The organism is Corynebacterium guangdongense (assembly GCF_030408915.1).
Lineage (GTDB): Bacteria > Actinomycetota > Actinomycetes > Mycobacteriales > Mycobacteriaceae > Corynebacterium > Corynebacterium guangdongense.
This window is the reverse complement of sequence record NZ_CP047654.1, coordinates 2606160-2621122: the sequence shown is the minus strand read 5'-3', so window position 1 is coordinate 2621122 and position 14963 is coordinate 2606160. Positions and strand designations below refer to the sequence as shown.

Genomic DNA, 14963 nt, shown 5'->3' with positions numbered 1-14963 from the left:
CGAGGTCACGGTTGCGTCGCGGGCGATGAAACGCGCTGCTCGTCGTTGTAAAATATGAGGGAAATCAGGGCCTCCGAGAATATTCCCGAGAACATTTCCGACGATGAGGAGACATGCCATGAGTTCGTCCATCAACCGTTTCAACCCCTTCGAGGAAATCCGCGCGCTGGAACGCACCTTTTTCGGCGACAACAGCGTCAGCGATTCCCTCACCCGCTCCGCCAACCGGGCACCGGCCACCGACGTCTACACCCGCGACGGCGAGTACGTCATTGAGGCTCACCTGCCGGGGGTCAAGAAGGAGGAGGTCTCCGTCGACGTCGATGACGGCCGCCTCACCGTGAGCACGCAGCGTCATGAGCGTGAGGAGGAGCACGAGGGTCGCGACTACCTCGTCCGGGAGACCACCTCGAGCTTCACCCGCACGGTCCGCCTGCCGGAGGGCGCCGACGTCAATGCCATCACCGCGCGGCTCGACGAGGGCGTCCTGACGGTCACCGTCCCGGTTCCCCAGGCCGTGGAGAAGAAGCGCACTATCGAGGTCACCGCCGGCGAGACCGAGAAAGATGAGACCAGGGCGGTGGAGTCCGAGGATTCCGAGGCCCCGGAGTCCGAGGCCATCGAGGGCTAACCGGCCCGCACGACGAGCACCAGGTTGGAGACGAGGAACTCCCGGACCACCGGCACGTGGACCAGCCACCAGGCCCACGCCGGGTGGTAGCGGGGAAAGGCCAGCTCGACGGTGCCCAGGTCGCGCTCCTCCACGGAACGGGCCCAGCGCAGGCCGTCGGCGCAGGAGACGTCGAAGAGGCTCGTCCCGAAGACGTTCTTCGGGGCGTGCCCCTTTTTCCGGGTGTAGCGATCGCGGGCGAAGTCCCCACCGAGATAGTGCTGCCACAGGCCGGTCTCATGCCCGCCGAAGGGCCCGAGCCAGACCGTGTAGGACAGCACGACCAGGCCGCCCGGCCGGGCCACCCGCAGCATCTCGTCGCCCATGGCCGGGAAATCCGGAACGTGCTCGGCGACGTTGGAGGAGTACACCACGTCGAAGGCGCCGCCGCGGAAGGGCAGCGCCGCCCCGTCGCCGCGCACGGCGGCCGCGACCTCGATGCCGGCCGCCGACATCTCGCCCACGTCCGGTTCCAGGCCGACGTAGCCCGCCCGCCGACGCGCGAAAGCCTCCGCGAAGTACCCCGGCCCGCCGCCGACGTCAAGCACCTCGCGGCCGGCGAGGCCGGCCCCGGTGGCGTCGACAAGCAGCGCCTCCACCAACCGGGCGGTGTCCTCGGCGAGGCCGCCGTAGAAGACGCCCGGCTGGCTCTGCTCGAAGCGGAAGGAACGCAGCAGGCGCCAGGATCGGCGCAGTGTTGCCAGGTCACGGGTCTGAGGGAAGCGCACGCGGTCAGTGTAATAGGCTGGGCACGATGAAAATCCTCCTGCTCTGCTGGCGTGACAGCACCCACCCCCTCGGTGGGGGGTCCGAGCGCTATCTGGAGCACGTCGGCGAGCACCTCGCTACCGCCGGGCACGAGGTGATCTACCGCTCCGCCGCGCACACCGAGTCCCCGCGCCGTTCGACCCGCAACGGCGTTCGCTACACCCGCGCCGGCGGCAAGTACTCCGTCTACCCGGCCGCCTGGCGCCTCCTGCTGCTCGGCCGCCTCGGAATCGGCCCGGCCCGGGGCGTCGACGTCGTCGTCGACACCCAGAACGGCATCCCCTTCTTCGCCCGGCTCGTCGCCGGCGCCCCGACGGTGCTGCTCACCCATCACTGCCACCAGGAGCAGTGGCCGGTCGCGGGCCCGCTGATCGGCCGCGTCGGCTGGTTCCTCGAGTCCCGCCTCGCCCCGCGCGTGTACCGCGGCGCGCAGTACGTGACGGTCTCGGAGTCCTCGCGCGAGGACCTCATCGCCCTCGGCGTCGACCCGGCGGACATCGAGATCGTCGCCAACGGCGTCGACCCCGTCCCGGCGACCCTGCCGGTGCTGCCCGCGGACCACCGCACCCACCTGCTCACCCTCTCGCGGCTGGTGCCGAACAAGCGGATCGAGCACGCCATGGACGTGATCGCCGCGCTCCGGGACCGGGATCTGGTCCTCGACGTCGTCGGTTCCGGCTGGTGGGAGGACAGGCTGCGTGATTATGCGCGCCGCCGCGGCATCGAGGATCGGGTCGTCTTCTACGGCCAGGTCACCGAGGACTACAAGCATGCGCTGCTCGCCCGCGCCGCCCTCCACCTCATGCCCAGCCGCAAGGAGGGCTGGGGCCTGGCGGTCACCGAGGCCGCGCAGCACGGCGTGCCCACCGTCGGCTACCGCGGCGCCGGCGGCCTGCGCGACTCCATCGTGGACGGGGAGACCGGGCTGCTCGTCGACGACGAGAGTGAGCTTGTCGACGCCACCCGCCGCCTGCTCGCCGACGCCCCCACCCGCCGTCGCCTCGGCGCGGCCGCCCGCGTCCACGCGGCCGGCTTCTCCTGGGCGGACACCGGCGCCCGTTTCGAGCAGGTGCTCAGTCGCGTCGTCGCGCGGCGGCGATAGCCAGCAGGCCCCACGGCAACGCCAGCCACCAGGCCAGCAGGAGCAGGCCCGGCACCGGCAGCGGCCGGGCCGCAGCGCCCGTCTCCACGACCGTCCCCCCGTCGACGACGACCCCGACGCCCAGCTCGGCCAGCCTGGCCAGGTCGCGCCGCGCCCACGCCTCACCGGCCGCCACCCAGCGGGGCGAGGGCGGGTCCACCACGCGCCCGTCGACGACCAGCGCCCCCGACTCCACCACCGACATCGCCTTGGTGGCGGGATCGACGATGACGAGGCCGTCGGCGCGGGTGGCCAACCCGGATCGGCCGGGGAAAAACACGTCCCGGCCCCCGGCGAAGGCCACCAGCTCCTCGTCGACGGCCACCGTCGCCGGCCGCAGCACGGTCAGCTCCCGGGGCGCGTCGGGCACCTGGAGCACCGCCAGCGCCAGCACCGTGGCCGCCAGCCACTCCCGCCGCATCAGCCCGGCGAGGGCGACGTAGGCGGGGATGGCCAGCATCACCAGTTTCTGCCCGTCGCGGACCAGCCCCGCCCCGGGAACGTGCTCCACCGCCCACCCGGTCAGCCCGGGCGCCAGCCACGTCAGCGTCGCACCGCCCAGGCCCAGGACGGCGAGGAGGAGCAGGGGGCGCGGGCAGCGTCGCCACGCGGTGGCCAGCACCAGGAAGAGCAGGACGCCGAACACCGCGAAACCGGCGGCGCGGGAGGCGGGCACGGCCTCGGCGTTCCAGATCCCGCCCAGGCCCAGCAGCGCGCCGGCGGTGCCGACCCAGGCCTCGGCGCGGGGGGCGAAGGCCGCCGCCGACGCCGAAGGCGCCGTCGAGGCGGCCAGCACCCCCGGGACCAGCCACGGCAGGGACGCCGCCAGGCCCACGAGCAGCGCGCCCACGCGGTGTCGACGTCCCCGGGCCGCGGCGACGGCGGTGAGCGTCGCCAGGAGCGCGCCGCTCGGCGTCAGCGAGGCGCCGATCACTCCCAGCCCGGCGAGCAGCGGCCGGCCGGCCAGCGACGCCGCCGCGACACCCGGCAGTAGCCAGGCCGCGATCACCAACGACCAGTGGCCCTGGAGCAGCCGCTCCACGATGAAGGGGTTGAGCACCGCGACCGTCATCGCCGCCGCGGCGGCCGGCGCGGAGGGCGCCAGCCCCGCCCGCGCCCTCAGCAACCGCGTCAGCCACGCCGCGGCCCCGGCCGCCAGCCCCGCCGCACCGATGATGAGCACCCGGACCAGCCACGACGCCGGCACCACCTGCCCCGCCAGCGCGAGCACCCCGTCCTGCGGGACGTTGCGGGCGGCGGTGTCGCCGAAGCCCAGCGCCGCCGCACTCAACGCCGGTTGATCGAGCACGAGCATGTCGCGGGCCGCGAGCTCGCCCGGCGCCAGCAGCGGCCAGGTCAGCGCCCCCACCAGCAGGACCGCCCAGGCCACCAGGGCGGTCAGGGCGAATCCCGCTTTCAGGGGGCGACCGCCAGCAGCCGCTCACGGCGGGCGGCGCGGATCCGGGCGACGGTCACCACCCCGGCCACCAGCAGCAGGAACGCGGCGGTGGTGAAGATCCACGCGATGATCTGCAGGGCGCGGAACAGCCGCAGCGTCGGGGTGACCAGGTCGAGCTGGGCCTGACGGGTCTCCTCGTCCCAGCGGGTCTCGGCGTGGAAGACCGTGCGCTCCGGGTGCGGCGGGCGCTGCGCCATCGCCTCGGCCTCCTCCGGGGAACCGGCGAGGAAGATGTAGTAGGTCTCCTCGGCGTCGAGGATGACGCCGGTGTCCGGCTCCACGGTCAGCACACGGTCGACCGTGTAGTACGGGGAGGGCTGCACGACCTCCTCTGCCGCCAACCCCAGGGCCGCCCGCTCCTCCGCCGAGTAGAAGCGTTCCGCGGGGCCGGTGAAGACGCGCTGGAGGGAGGTCATGCCGGAGCTGTAGTCGGTGACGGCCTGCTCCAGCGCGGACTGCAGGTCCCCGGAGTCCGTCGGGGCCTCGCCCTCGGCGTTCTGGGACCCCGCCGCCGCGCGCAGGAGGTCGACCGCGCCCAGGCTCTGGGAGTAGGTGAACACGTCGACGTCGCCGACCTTCGCCTCGTCGATGAAGTCGATCGGCGTGGAGTCGTTGGCCACCAGATCGAAGTAGGGGTACGAGCGGCGCTCGGAGGTCGGGGGGAAGAAGTGTGTCAGGCCCGTGCGGTAGCTGGGGACCGAGGTGATGTCCGTGGCCAGCGCGGGGACGGTCACGGACGTGCTGGAGACGGGTTCGGTCACCGGCAGGGCGCTGGCCCGGGCGAGGATGCTGTGGTCGGTGACCTCGGCGACCCGGAGGCCCTCGAGACGCACCGTCAGGTGGCTGTCGACCTTGACCTCGGAGAAGGCGTCCGCCGTGGCGGTGGTCGTTGCCCGGTCGAAGACCATCTGGCCGCTGACCCGGTAGCAGCCGAGGCGCGCCTGCGCCGGGTCGGCGCACGCCGGTTCGGCCGCGTTCTGCGGGGGCACTTCCTGGTTGGCCAGCCCCGACAGGTGCAGGGCCGTCGCCTCGGCGGGTTCGGTGCGGAAAGTGCCGAGCTGGCCGGTGGGGACCATGGTGCGGACGTCGGCGATCAGCGGGGGCACGACCGTGCCCAGAATCATGGCCAGGGCCGCCGCGACGAGGAGCCGGACGGCGGTGGATCGTCGCGGGGCGGGCCGGGACAAGGAGGGGACGGACACTCGCGGGCCTCCTTCGGCGTGACCTGCGCGGGGTATCGTGGGTGGACCCTGCCCCGCGGACGTAGATAGAACAATCCTTATGCCAACCCGAGAGTATAACCCGTCGCTCGACGGTGTTCGCGCCGTCGCCTCCTTTGGGATCATGGCCACCCATGTGGCGTTCCAGACGGGGGTGGATCCGGCGGGCCCGGTCGGCTCGGTGCTGGCGCGCTTCGACTTCTTCGTCCCGGTCTTCTTCGCGCTCTCCGCGTTCCTGCTGTGGCGCGGCGCGGAGCGTTACGTGGGCCGCTGGGGCGTCTACTACCGCAACCGGGCGGCGCGCATCCTGCCTGCGTATCTGGTCTGCGTCGCCGCGGTCATCCTGCTGCTTCCCGACGCCTCCGGCATGGACGCCACCCAGATCCTGGTCAACCTCACCCTGACCCAGATCTACGTCCCCGACGGGCTGGCGCCGGGGTTGACGCACCTGTGGTCGCTGTCGGTGGAGGTGGCTTTCTACCTGGTGATGCCGCTGTTCGCGGCCGTGCTGCTGCCCCTGCCCCGGCGCTGGCGGGTGGCGGCCATCCTCGGCCTGGCGGGGCTCAGCCTGGGTTGGGCCTGGCTGCCTGTCGTCGAGTCGACGCCGGCCGAGGGCGTGGCCAACCGCCAGATCTGGCCGCCGGCGTACGCGTGCTGGTTCGCGGTCGGGCTGATCGCGGCGGAGCTCGAGGACCGGGTCGGTCCTCGACTGCGCCGGGCCTTCGAGGTGCGCTGGGCGTGGTGGCTGGCCGCTCTGCTCATCGCCTGGGTCGCGGGCCAGGAGTGGTTCGGCCCGCTCGGCCTGACGCACCCGGACCCGGCCGAGTTCACCCGCCGGGTCCTGGCGGGCACCGTTTTCGCGGCCGTGGTGGTCGTGCCCTACGCGCTCGCGCCGGGGGACCGGCTCATGACCGGCCGACCGGCGCAGTTCCTCGGCCGGATCTCCTACTCGGTGTTTCTCTGGCATCTGCCGATCATGGCGCTGGTGTTCCCGCTGGCGGGCATCGGCTATTTTCAGGGCGGTTTCCTGCCCGTCTACGTGCTCACGGCGGTGGCCACGACGGTCGTCGCGGCCTGCTCCTATGAGTTCGTCGAGGAGCCCGCGCGGCGCCTGATCCGCGGCATCAGACAGGCCAGCGCGCCGGCGCAGACCGCGGTCAGCGCGATCTCGTCGCCCGCGTAGCCCGCCGCCGTCCACGGTGCCCGGGCCAGCCACGCGCCGGCGATTCCGGTGAGCGTCCCCGCCAGCAGCGCGGGCGGGAAAACGGTCACCCGGCGCGCCGCCCAGACCGCCCCCAGGGCGGCGAGGCCGACCCAGCCGGCGGCGAGGGTGAGGGCCAGCGCGGGCAGGATCACCCCGGACCCGGGGTCGGACCCGGACCCGGGGTCGGTGTCGGTGTCGCGGAGCGGGCGACCGCCGCGTCCCACGACGACCGCGGCGAGCAGGGCGAGCAGCCCCACGGCCCCGCCTACCAGGAGGAACGCGCGGTAGGCGCGCTCGGCGGCGAAGGAGAACTCCACCTCGCCGGCGAGGCCGGCCGGCACGACGAAAGCCTGCGTCGCGGCGTCGACGACGCGGGGGGTGAGCCCGACCCCGGCCACCTGCGCGCGCAGTCCGGCGTTGGCCGCGCGCCCGGTCATCAGCAGCCGCTCGCCGTCGGACGCCTCAATCACCCGCCCCGTGGGCTCGACGACGGGGGAGGGGTCGAAACCGGGCTCGGTGAGGGTCACCCAGTGCGCGTCGGATTCCAGACGGTGAACGCCCGCGGGAAGGTCGATGATCCCGGCGGCGGGTTCGCCGTCGATGCGCACCCCGGCGTCGGCGGCGACCTCCAGGCGCATGTCGCGGGCGGTGGTGAACTCGCGCAGCAGGACCCCGGTGTCGACCATGAGGCGCTGGAGCACGATCATCCGGGTCTCGGCGGAGGCGGGCGGCACGGTCACGACGCGCTCGATCGGGGTGGAGCTGAGCGAGACCTCCGCCAGCCCGACCGGTAGGGGATCGAGCAGGGTGATGCGCACGGCACCGGTGGCCGGGCCGGGGACGACGACCTCGGTGGCGCGGCCACGACGCAGCTCGACCTCGGTGTGCGCCTGGCCGTTGCTGACCAGCACCGTCGTGTCGCGCGTCGGGGTGATCGACAGGCGCGCCTGGGCGGCGATCTCGCCGGCCAGCTCCAGCCACTGGCCCTCGGCGGGGCCCGGCGTGGGCCACCAGGCGGTGTCGCCGCGCCCGTCGACGGCGGCGGTCACCGACTTGGCGGGGTCCGCGCCGCCGAAGGAGGTGGCATCGGCGGCGCTCGTCGACGCCCGCACCCGCCCCCCGCGTTCCACGACGCGGGTGCGCTCGCCCACCGAGGGGTAGTCGATCTCCCGGTTGCGGACGTCGGGGGCGTCGGCGGCGTCGAGAAGCGGGCCCGAGACCGGACCGCGCAGGGTGCCGTAGTTGCGGGCGACGGCCATGGGGGTGTCGGTGACGATCTGGCCGCCGGCGTCGACGAGCTCGCGCGGGCCCGGTCCGTGGAGTGTGTCGAGCAGCGCCAGGACCTCGCCGCCGCCGGCGACGGTGACCGGCGCCTGGTCGGTGATCATCATGTCGGCGCCCGGGTCGAGGAGAACGACCTCGAGCGGGCCGAAGCTCTCTCCCTCCAGCCCCCGGACGTCGCGCCCGCTGGTCACCCCGGCGTCCTCGTCGAGGTCGCCGCGCACCAGCAGCGCCCCGATGCCCAGGCGGCGCAGCGCCTGCGTCGCGTTCTCCGGATCGTGGTCGAGCATCGTCATCACCCCGTCGAGGCCGCGGATGGCCTCCGGCGGGACCAGCGGGATGGCGTCGCGCACCGCCCAGGGCACGTCCAGCAGCGGCTGCGCCGGCTCGTCGCGGGTCCAGCCCCAGTCCTGCCGGGCAAAGGAGGCCTCGGGGACGATGAGCGTGCGGGTGCCGGCGGCGTGCTCGTTGAGGTAGTCGGTGGCGGCGACCCAGTAGTCCGGGATCTCCTCCCACGTGCCACGCGGGGTGAGCCGCCCGGACCAGGCGGGGGAGACGGCCGCGAGCGCCACCAACGCGACCAGCGCGGCGCCCCAGAAGCGGCGCGCGGCGATACCGCCCAGGTGAGCGAACCCGACCAACAGCGGGATGCGCACCAGCGGGTCGAACTTGTGGAGGTTGCGGAAGGCCGCGCCGGGCCCGTCCAGAAACGCCAGCCACTGCTCGCCCAGCGGCCCGTGGGCGGCGCCGAGGATCGCGACGCCGAGAAAGAGCATGCTCACCCACAGCCCGTGCAGCGCCACCCGCTCCCGGCGCGCCAGCCCCGCCAGGCCCAGGGCGGCGACCGCCATCGTGGCCAGCACCAGCGCGGGCTCGGCCACCAGCAACCAGCCGGCCCGGCGTTCCGCGTCGACGAAAGGCGCCCAGGAGGTGGTGCCGCGCAGGATCTCGGCGAGATTGAGCCAGCGGGTGGTCACGTAGGCGGACTCGATGAAGTCCGTGAACGGCGGGGCGTAGGCGCCCAGCACCAGCAGCGGACCGATCCACCAGGCGCTGACCAGCGCGCACCCGGCCAGCCAAGCCAGCGCCGGGCCGAGCGCCCGGCGGTCGTGGCTGACGCGCCACAGCAGCAGCACGCCCGCAGGCAGGCAGGCCGCCAGCGTGGCGGTGGCGTTGACCGCCCCCATCAGCGCCACCGGGACGACCGCGCGGGCGGCGGATCGCCAGGTCAGGCGTTCATCCAGCAGCGCCGCCAGCACCCAGGGGGCGAGCATGACCGGCCAGGTCTCCGAGGAGATGGCGGTCAGCGTCGTCAGGCTGCGCGGGGAGAAGGCGAAGAGGCCCGCGGCCAGGATCCGGAACGCGGGCGTGCCCACCCGCAGGCGTTCCAGCAGCACCAGCATCCCCGAGAAACCGACGCCGACGACGACCGTCCACCACGCCCGCTGCGCCACCCAGTCCGGCAGGAAGTCCGTCGCCAGGAAGAACGGCCCCTGCGGGAAGAGGTAGCCGTAGGCCTGGTTCTGCAGCTGGCCGAGGGTGAAAGTGTCCGTCCACGCGTGCGTCGCGCCGGCCAGGAACCCCGCCGGGTCGACGAGCAGGTCGAGCTTGGTGTCGGCGGCGGTGCGGCCGGGCTCCTGCGCAACCATGAGCAGGGCGATGAGCAGCCACGCCGCCGTATGTGTCAGTCGGGCGCGCACGCGGGGTTACTGACGGGTGCCGTACTCCGGGTCGCCCAGCAGCGCCTGGTCGGCGGGGACGGCGTTGGAGGTCGGGACGCTGTTCTGCCCGGAGAAACCGGCGACGCCGACGACGGCGACGACTCCGAGAGCGACGCCGACGACGGAGCTCGCGACAACGGGACCGAGCGTGCGGCGGTTGAGGGAATCCGATTCGAAGGCCATGACCAGTAACCTACCAGGCGCCTAGTCCTCCCCGTCACCCCCGGAAGCGCGTGGCGGGACGATGAAAACGGGGATCCCCGCCTTCCGGAGAATCCCCTCGGACGTCGAGGTCGTGAACCACGTATGCGGGCCTGAGCGGGCGCGGGTGCCGGCGACGATGACGTCCGCCCCGAGCTGGACCGCCGCCTCGCTGATCGCGGTGGCGGTGTGACCGGTCGACTCCACCAGATGGGCACGGGCGGTCAGGCCGAGGGAACGGGCCAGCGCGATGCCCTCCTCGGACAACGCCAGCGCGTCCTCGTAGGCGGGATCGGCGCCGACGTTTTCGGCGCCGATGGTGGTCTGCGGCAGCCCGGTGCGCCCGAGCGCCCGGGTGGCCTGGGAGGTCACCGGCTCCCAGGCGGTGAGGATCTCGATGTCGACGGGGCGCAGCAGACGGGCTGCTTCCGTCAGCGCATGGCGGGCTTCGGGGCTGCCGTCGTAGGCGATCAGCATTCGGGTCACGGCGCGGTGTGCTCCTTCCACGGGACGGTTCCTCCATTACCCTAGTGCGGACCGGCCCCTACCCGTCCTCAGGAACCACATGCATCTTCGTCGTCTCTTCAGCGTCCTCGCCCTAGGCGGGGCGCTGTCCGCGTGCGCGCCGGCGGGGCCTGCCGACGCGCCGCCGGCGACCTCCGCAGCCCCCGTGACAACCACGACCACCACGACAACCACGACGCAGACCGTGACGCACGAGCCCCGGCCGACGCCGCCGCCGGCCCCCTCCCCGGAGCAGGTGGCCGCCTCGCGAGTGCCCGCCGACGAGCGAGCCCGGGTCGCCTCGCTGATGATGGTCGGGGTCACCGACTATGACGACGCGCTGTGGAAGCTGCACCAGGGTGTCGGCGGGATCTTCATCCCGAGCTGGGCCGACCCCGGGCTGCTCACCGAGCCGGGCCGCGACGTCGCCGCCCTGCGCGCCGCCGTCGGCCGGCCCTTCGCCGTCGCCATCGACTTCGAGGGCGGCCGCGTCCAGCGCCACTCCCAGGTGCTGGGGTCCTACCCCTCGGCCGGGGAGATGGCCGCGACGATGGACCCCGCCCAGGTCGAGGAACTCGCCCACACGATCGGGCAGAGCCTGCGTCATCACGGCGTCACCGTCGACTTCGCCCCGGTGCTCGACGTCGGCGGCGCCGGGCTCGACGTGGTCGGCGACCGCGCCTTCAGCGCCGACCCCGTCGTCGTCGCCGAGTACGGCGCCGCCTTCGCCCGCGGCCTGGAGCGCGCCGGGGTGCGGCCGGTGTACAAGCACTTCCCCGGCCACGGCCAGGCCAGCGGAGACAGCCACCTCGGCGAGGTCGTCACCCCGCCGCTGCAGGCGCTGGCCGGTCACGACCTGGCCGCCTTCGCCGGGGCGCTCGAGCGTCACCAAGCCCCTGTCATGGTGGGGCACATGGTCGTCCCCGGCCTCGGCGACGGCCTGACCCCCTCCTCACTCAACCCCGCCGCCTACCGGCTCCTGCGCAGCGGCGACTATCCGGACGGGCACCCCTTCGGGGGCCTCACCTACACCGACGACCTCTCCGGAATGAAGGCCATCACCGACACGATGAGCGTGCCGCAGGCGGTGACCGCGGCGATCGGCGCCGGCGCGGACCAGGCCCTGTGGTCCTCGGGCACCGACATCATCCCGGCCATCGACGCCGTCCAGCACGCCCTCGCCTCCGGGGCCATCGACCGCGCCGCGCTCGACGACGCCGCGTTTCGCGTGCAGCTTCAGCTGGTCCATTCGGGGCTCTAGAACTAGGAACTTGCGCACGTGAGGGATAACCTGTTAGGCGTGAGTGAGCCAACGCAACAACGCAAGTCGGGCCGGGGGTGGAAGATCCTCCTGGGCGTGATCATCGGACTGATCCTGATCGCGGTCGTCGGTTACGGAATCGACTACTTCGGCAACAGGGACAAGGTCGCCCGGGGAACCTCGGTCGGTGGCGTCGAGATCGGCGGGCTGACCCCGGCGGAGGCCGAGGCGAAGCTGCGCGCCGAGCTCGGCGACGTCGGGACCCGCCCGGTCACCGTCACCGCCGGCGAGCAGGACGCCGTCCTCATCCCGGCGGACTCCGGCCTCGGCATCGACTGGGAGGCCACCGTCGCCCAGGTCGGGGAGGAGTCGGCGAACCCGGTGACCCGCCTGCGCGGCCTGCTCAGCGACAACGAGGTCCCGGTCGTCTCCGCGGTCGACGAGGCTGCCCTGGCTCCGCAGCTCGACCGCGTCACCGGCGAGCTCAGCACCGCCCCGACGGACGCGTCACTGACGCTGGTCGAGGGCGAGGTCGAGGTCACCGACGCCGTGCTCGGCCAGACGGTGGAGCGCGGGGCCCTGTCCGCCGCCGTACGCGAGGGCTGGCTCAACCCCGAGGGGGTGGCGGTGGAGCCGCAGCCGGTCGAGCCGGCCATCACCCAGGAGATCGCCGAGTCCATCGCCGACGGCCCGGCCAAGCAGGCGATCTCCGGCCCGTTGACCGTCCACGGCGACGGCGCCGACGCCACCATCGAGCCGGCTCAGCTCGGTGAGGTCCTCGCCTTCCGCAACGACCCGGCCGTCCCCACCATCCACGTCGAGGTCCGCCCGGAGCCCGCCCAGGCGCTGCTCGAGGAGCAGCTGGCCGGCACCGAGACCGAGGCGGAGAACGCGCAGATCTCGACCAGCGGCGCGATCACCCCCCACGTCGACGGCCACGTCGTCGACTGGGAGGCCACCATGGCCGACTTCCCGGCCCGCGTCCTCGGCGAGCAGCCCCGCGAGTGGGACGCCACCTACACCGAGGAACCGGCGACCTTCACCACCACCGACGCCGAGAACGCCACCTTCAACGAGGTCATGGGCGAGTTCACCACCTCCGGTTACTCGCCGACCTCCGGCGAGAACATCGCCGTCATCGCGGCCGACCTCAACGGCGTCATCGTCTCCCCGGGCGCCACCTTCTCCGTCAACGCGTTCACCGGCCCCCGCGGCACGGCGCAGGGCTACGTCGAGGGCGGCACCATCGAGAACGGCCGCGCGGGCCGCGCCGTCGGCGGCGGCATCAGCCAGTTCGCGACCACCCTCTACAACGCGACCTACTTCGCCGGTCTCGAGGACGTCACGCACACGCCGCACTCCTACTACATCTCCCGCTACCCGGCGGGCCGCGAGGCGACGATCTACGACGGCGCCATCGACCTGGCGTTCCGCAACCAGACCAACGTCCCGATCCGCATCGAGGCCTCCGTCGGCGGCGGCAACGTCACCGTGCGCATCATGGGCACCAAGCTCTACAACGTCGAGTCCGTCTCCGGCGGGCGCTGGGCGCCGACCAAGCCCAAGGAGCTGGAGCTCAGCGGCGAGGACTGCATCCCCTCCGGCGGCATCGACGGCTTCACCACCTCCGACACCCGCATCGTCCGCGATCTGGCCGGCAACGAGGTCTTCCGCGAGACCCAGACCACGGTCTACGACCCGCAGCCGATCGTGCGGTGCAGCTAGGCCCGGGGGTCCATGCTGATCGCTGACGCGATTGTCCCGGTCGCGCTCGTCGTCGCGCTGGGCTACGTGCTCACCCGCACCGGCATCTTCCCCCGGGAGGGAATCCCGGCGCTGGCGCGCTTCGTGGTCAAGGTGGCGTTGCCCTTCCTCATCTTCGCCAATATCGCGGCGGTGGACGTCACGGAGGTCGTCAACCCGGGTTACCTGGCGGTCTACGCGATCGTCTACGCCCTGATGATGCTGCTGGGCGTCGGCTACTCCCGGCTGGCGTCCCGGAGCCGGCACCGGGGCATCTTCCTCGGCCTGGGGATGTCGGCGACGAACAACGGGTTCATGGGCTACCCGATTTTTCTGATTCTCCTGCCGGACTGGGCGGGGGTGGCCATCGGGATGGCGATGATCATCGACAACGTCATCATCATCCCGGTTTCGCTCTTCCTGGCCGAGCGGGCCGCCGGCGGCGGCACGAGCGCTGGGGAGCAGATCCGCCGGGCCCTGCGCAACCTCATCACCCACCCGCTGGTCATCGCGGTCCTGGGGGCGATTCTCGTGTCGGTCTCCGGGTGGGAGCTGCCGGGGGTGCTGGCCTCGGTGACGCGGATGCTGGGTGAGACCGCCTCGGGCGTGGCGCTGTTCACCATCGGCGGGATGCTGCTGGGGCTGGACTGGCGCTCGACGGGGCGCGACACCGCGGTCGCGGTGGTCGGCAAGCTGGTGGTGGCGCCGGCGCTCGCGCTGGGGCTGGCCCTGCTGATGCCGGGGATGGACGCGACGTCGATGGCGGCCGTGGTCATTCTCTGCGCATTGCCGGCGTTCTCGATTCTTCCCTCGCTGGCGCTGGACTACGGCGAGGAGGAGTTCTGCGCGGGTGCGGTGATGGCGCAGACGCTGGTCTCCTTCGCCACGCTGGCGGCCTGGATCGGCGTGGTCGGGGCGCTGGGCTGGCTCTAGGCGCGGCGGCGGCCCGGGCCGGCGCACGACCCCCACTATCCTGGTCCCCATGAACCCACTGATCACCGTCGACGAGCTCGGCGACCAGCTGCTCCTCGACGTGCGCTACCCCGGCCCCGGCTCCCCGGTCGACGGGCGGGCCGCCTACCGCGCGGCCCATATCCCCGGCGCGGTCTACCTGGACATGGACACCGTCCTCGCCGCCCCGCACCTGCCCGGTGAGACCGGCCGCCATCCGCTGCCCTCGCCGGAGACGCTGCAGGCGGGGCTGCGGGCCGCGGGTGTCGACGAAGATTCCGCGATCGTGGTCTACGACGACTGGAACTCCATTGCCGCCGCCCGCGCCTGGTGGCTGCTGCGCCACGCCGGCCTGCGCGACGTCCGCGTCCTCGACGGCGGCTGGCGGGCCTGGACCGGCCCGACCGAGTCCGGCGAGGTCACCCCGGAACCGGGCACCGTCACCGTCGCCTACGGCTCCCGCTCGCTTCTCGACGCCACCTCCGCCGCCGCCTTCGACGGCCTGCTTCTCGACGCCCGCCCCGCCAACCGCTACCGCGGCGAGGACGAGACCATCGACCCCGTCGCCGGCCACATCCCGGGGGCGGTGAGTCTGCCCGCCCTGGACCTGGTCTCCGGGGGCCGGCTGCGGCCCGCCGACGAGCTGGCCGCGGTCTTCGTCGACCACGGCGTTACCGCCCCCGGCCAGGCGGGCGCCTACTGCGGATCCGGCCTGCAGGCCTCGCTGGTGGCGCTGGCGGCCAGCGTCGCCGGCGTCGACGAGGACCTCGCGGTCTACGCCGGCAGCTGGAGCGACTGGATCACGGATCCCGCCCGCCCCGTGGCGAGATAGCTAGCCT

13 protein-coding genes are annotated in these 14963 nt (G+C 73.0%); 7 read left to right on the top strand and 6 right to left on the bottom strand.

Annotated features, from left to right (window positions below):
- The first annotated feature begins 118 nt into the window (after positions 1-118).
- The gene (locus CGUA_RS12355; protein ID WP_290196137.1) at positions 119-631 is read left to right on the top strand and encodes an Hsp20/alpha crystallin family protein; all 513 of its coding nucleotides are present in this window, start codon (positions 119-121) and stop codon (positions 629-631) included.
- Here the strand turns inward: CGUA_RS12355 and CGUA_RS12350 are convergent.
- A complete protein-coding gene (locus tag CGUA_RS12350; protein WP_290196134.1) occupies positions 628-1398 on the bottom strand; it encodes a class I SAM-dependent methyltransferase in 771 nt (256 codons plus the stop codon). The two genes, CGUA_RS12355 and CGUA_RS12350, sit on opposite strands and share 4 nt — an antisense overlap.
- A 26-nt stretch (positions 1399-1424) precedes the next feature.
- Between CGUA_RS12350 and CGUA_RS12345 the strand changes: the two genes are divergently transcribed.
- Positions 1425-2540 (top strand): glycosyltransferase family 4 protein, encoded by a 1116-nt coding sequence (locus CGUA_RS12345; RefSeq protein ID WP_290196131.1) that lies wholly within the window; start codon positions 1425-1427, stop codon positions 2538-2540.
- Here the strand turns inward: CGUA_RS12345 and CGUA_RS12340 are convergent.
- Positions 2512-3969, bottom strand: a complete 1458-nt coding sequence (locus CGUA_RS12340; RefSeq protein WP_290196129.1) for an MmpA family trehalose lipid delivery protein — start codon at positions 3967-3969, stop codon at positions 2512-2514. The genes CGUA_RS12345 and CGUA_RS12340 overlap by 29 nt on opposite strands.
- A 26-nt stretch (positions 3970-3995) precedes the next feature.
- Positions 3996-5240, bottom strand: a complete 1245-nt coding sequence (locus CGUA_RS12335; RefSeq protein ID WP_290196126.1) for a porin PorA family protein — start codon at positions 5238-5240, stop codon at positions 3996-3998.
- Positions 5241-5319: 79 nt separating this feature from the next.
- Here CGUA_RS12335 and CGUA_RS12330 point away from each other — a divergent pair, with 79 nt between their 5' ends.
- Positions 5320-6441 (top strand): acyltransferase family protein, encoded by a 1122-nt coding sequence (locus CGUA_RS12330; RefSeq protein ID WP_290196125.1) that lies wholly within the window; start codon positions 5320-5322, stop codon positions 6439-6441.
- Here CGUA_RS12330 and CGUA_RS12325 read toward each other — a convergent pair.
- The 3 genes from CGUA_RS12325 to CGUA_RS12315 are packed head-to-tail and all read right to left on the bottom strand — an operon-like array spanning position 6339 to position 10142.
- The gene (locus tag CGUA_RS12325) at positions 6339-9443 is read right to left on the bottom strand and encodes an alpha-(1->3)-arabinofuranosyltransferase domain-containing protein (protein WP_290196123.1); all 3105 of its coding nucleotides are present in this window, start codon (positions 9441-9443) and stop codon (positions 6339-6341) included. The two genes, CGUA_RS12330 and CGUA_RS12325, sit on opposite strands and share 103 nt — an antisense overlap.
- A 6-nt stretch (positions 9444-9449) precedes the next feature.
- Positions 9450-9647, bottom strand: a complete 198-nt coding sequence (locus tag CGUA_RS12320; protein WP_290196120.1) for a DUF2613 domain-containing protein — start codon at positions 9645-9647, stop codon at positions 9450-9452.
- A 21-nt stretch (positions 9648-9668) separates the two neighbouring features.
- The gene (locus tag CGUA_RS12315; protein ID WP_290198392.1) at positions 9669-10142 is read right to left on the bottom strand and encodes a universal stress protein; all 474 of its coding nucleotides are present in this window, start codon (positions 10140-10142) and stop codon (positions 9669-9671) included.
- A gap of 88 nt (positions 10143-10230) precedes the next feature.
- On the opposite strand from CGUA_RS12315, the gene CGUA_RS12310 reads away from it, so the two are divergent.
- Genes CGUA_RS12310 through CGUA_RS12295 form a run of 4 tightly spaced genes read left to right on the top strand, consistent with a single transcriptional unit; the run spans position 10231 to position 14956 of the window.
- Positions 10231-11430, top strand: coding sequence for a glycoside hydrolase family 3 N-terminal domain-containing protein (locus CGUA_RS12310; RefSeq protein WP_290196117.1), 1200 nt, complete (start codon positions 10231-10233; stop codon positions 11428-11430).
- 39 nt (positions 11431-11469) lie between these two features.
- Positions 11470-13155: a VanW family protein gene (locus tag CGUA_RS12305; protein WP_290196115.1), complete on the top strand. Its 1686-nt coding sequence runs from the start codon at positions 11470-11472 to the stop codon at positions 13153-13155.
- A 12-nt stretch (positions 13156-13167) separates the two neighbouring features.
- Positions 13168-14106 (top strand): AEC family transporter, encoded by a 939-nt coding sequence (locus tag CGUA_RS12300; RefSeq protein ID WP_290196113.1) that lies wholly within the window; start codon positions 13168-13170, stop codon positions 14104-14106.
- Positions 14107-14155: 49 nt separating this feature from the next.
- Positions 14156-14956: a sulfurtransferase gene (locus tag CGUA_RS12295; RefSeq protein WP_290196111.1), complete on the top strand. Its 801-nt coding sequence runs from the start codon at positions 14156-14158 to the stop codon at positions 14954-14956.
- The last annotated feature ends 7 nt before the right edge of the window (positions 14957-14963 follow it).

Bases quoted from the DNA above. Each gene is read 5' to 3' on its own strand.
- CGUA_RS12355 (WP_290196137.1), top strand. From the start codon at position 119: ATGAGTTCGTCCATCAACCGTTTCAACCCCTTCGAGGAAATCCGCGCG.
- CGUA_RS12345 (WP_290196131.1), top strand. From the start codon at position 1,425: ATGAAAATCCTCCTGCTCTGCTGGCGTGACAGCACCCACCCCCTCGGT.
- CGUA_RS12330 (WP_290196125.1), top strand. From the start codon at position 5,320: ATGCCAACCCGAGAGTATAACCCGTCGCTCGACGGTGTTCGCGCCGTC.
- CGUA_RS12320 (WP_290196120.1), bottom strand. From the start codon at position 9,647: ATGGCCTTCGAATCGGATTCCCTCAACCGCCGCACGCTCGGTCCCGTT.
- CGUA_RS12315 (WP_290198392.1), bottom strand. From the start codon at position 10,142: ATGCTGATCGCCTACGACGGCAGCCCCGAAGCCCGCCATGCGCTGACG.
- CGUA_RS12310 (WP_290196117.1), top strand. From the start codon at position 10,231: ATGCATCTTCGTCGTCTCTTCAGCGTCCTCGCCCTAGGCGGGGCGCTG.
- CGUA_RS12300 (WP_290196113.1), top strand. From the start codon at position 13,168: ATGCTGATCGCTGACGCGATTGTCCCGGTCGCGCTCGTCGTCGCGCTG.
- CGUA_RS12295 (WP_290196111.1), top strand. From the start codon at position 14,156: ATGAACCCACTGATCACCGTCGACGAGCTCGGCGACCAGCTGCTCCTC.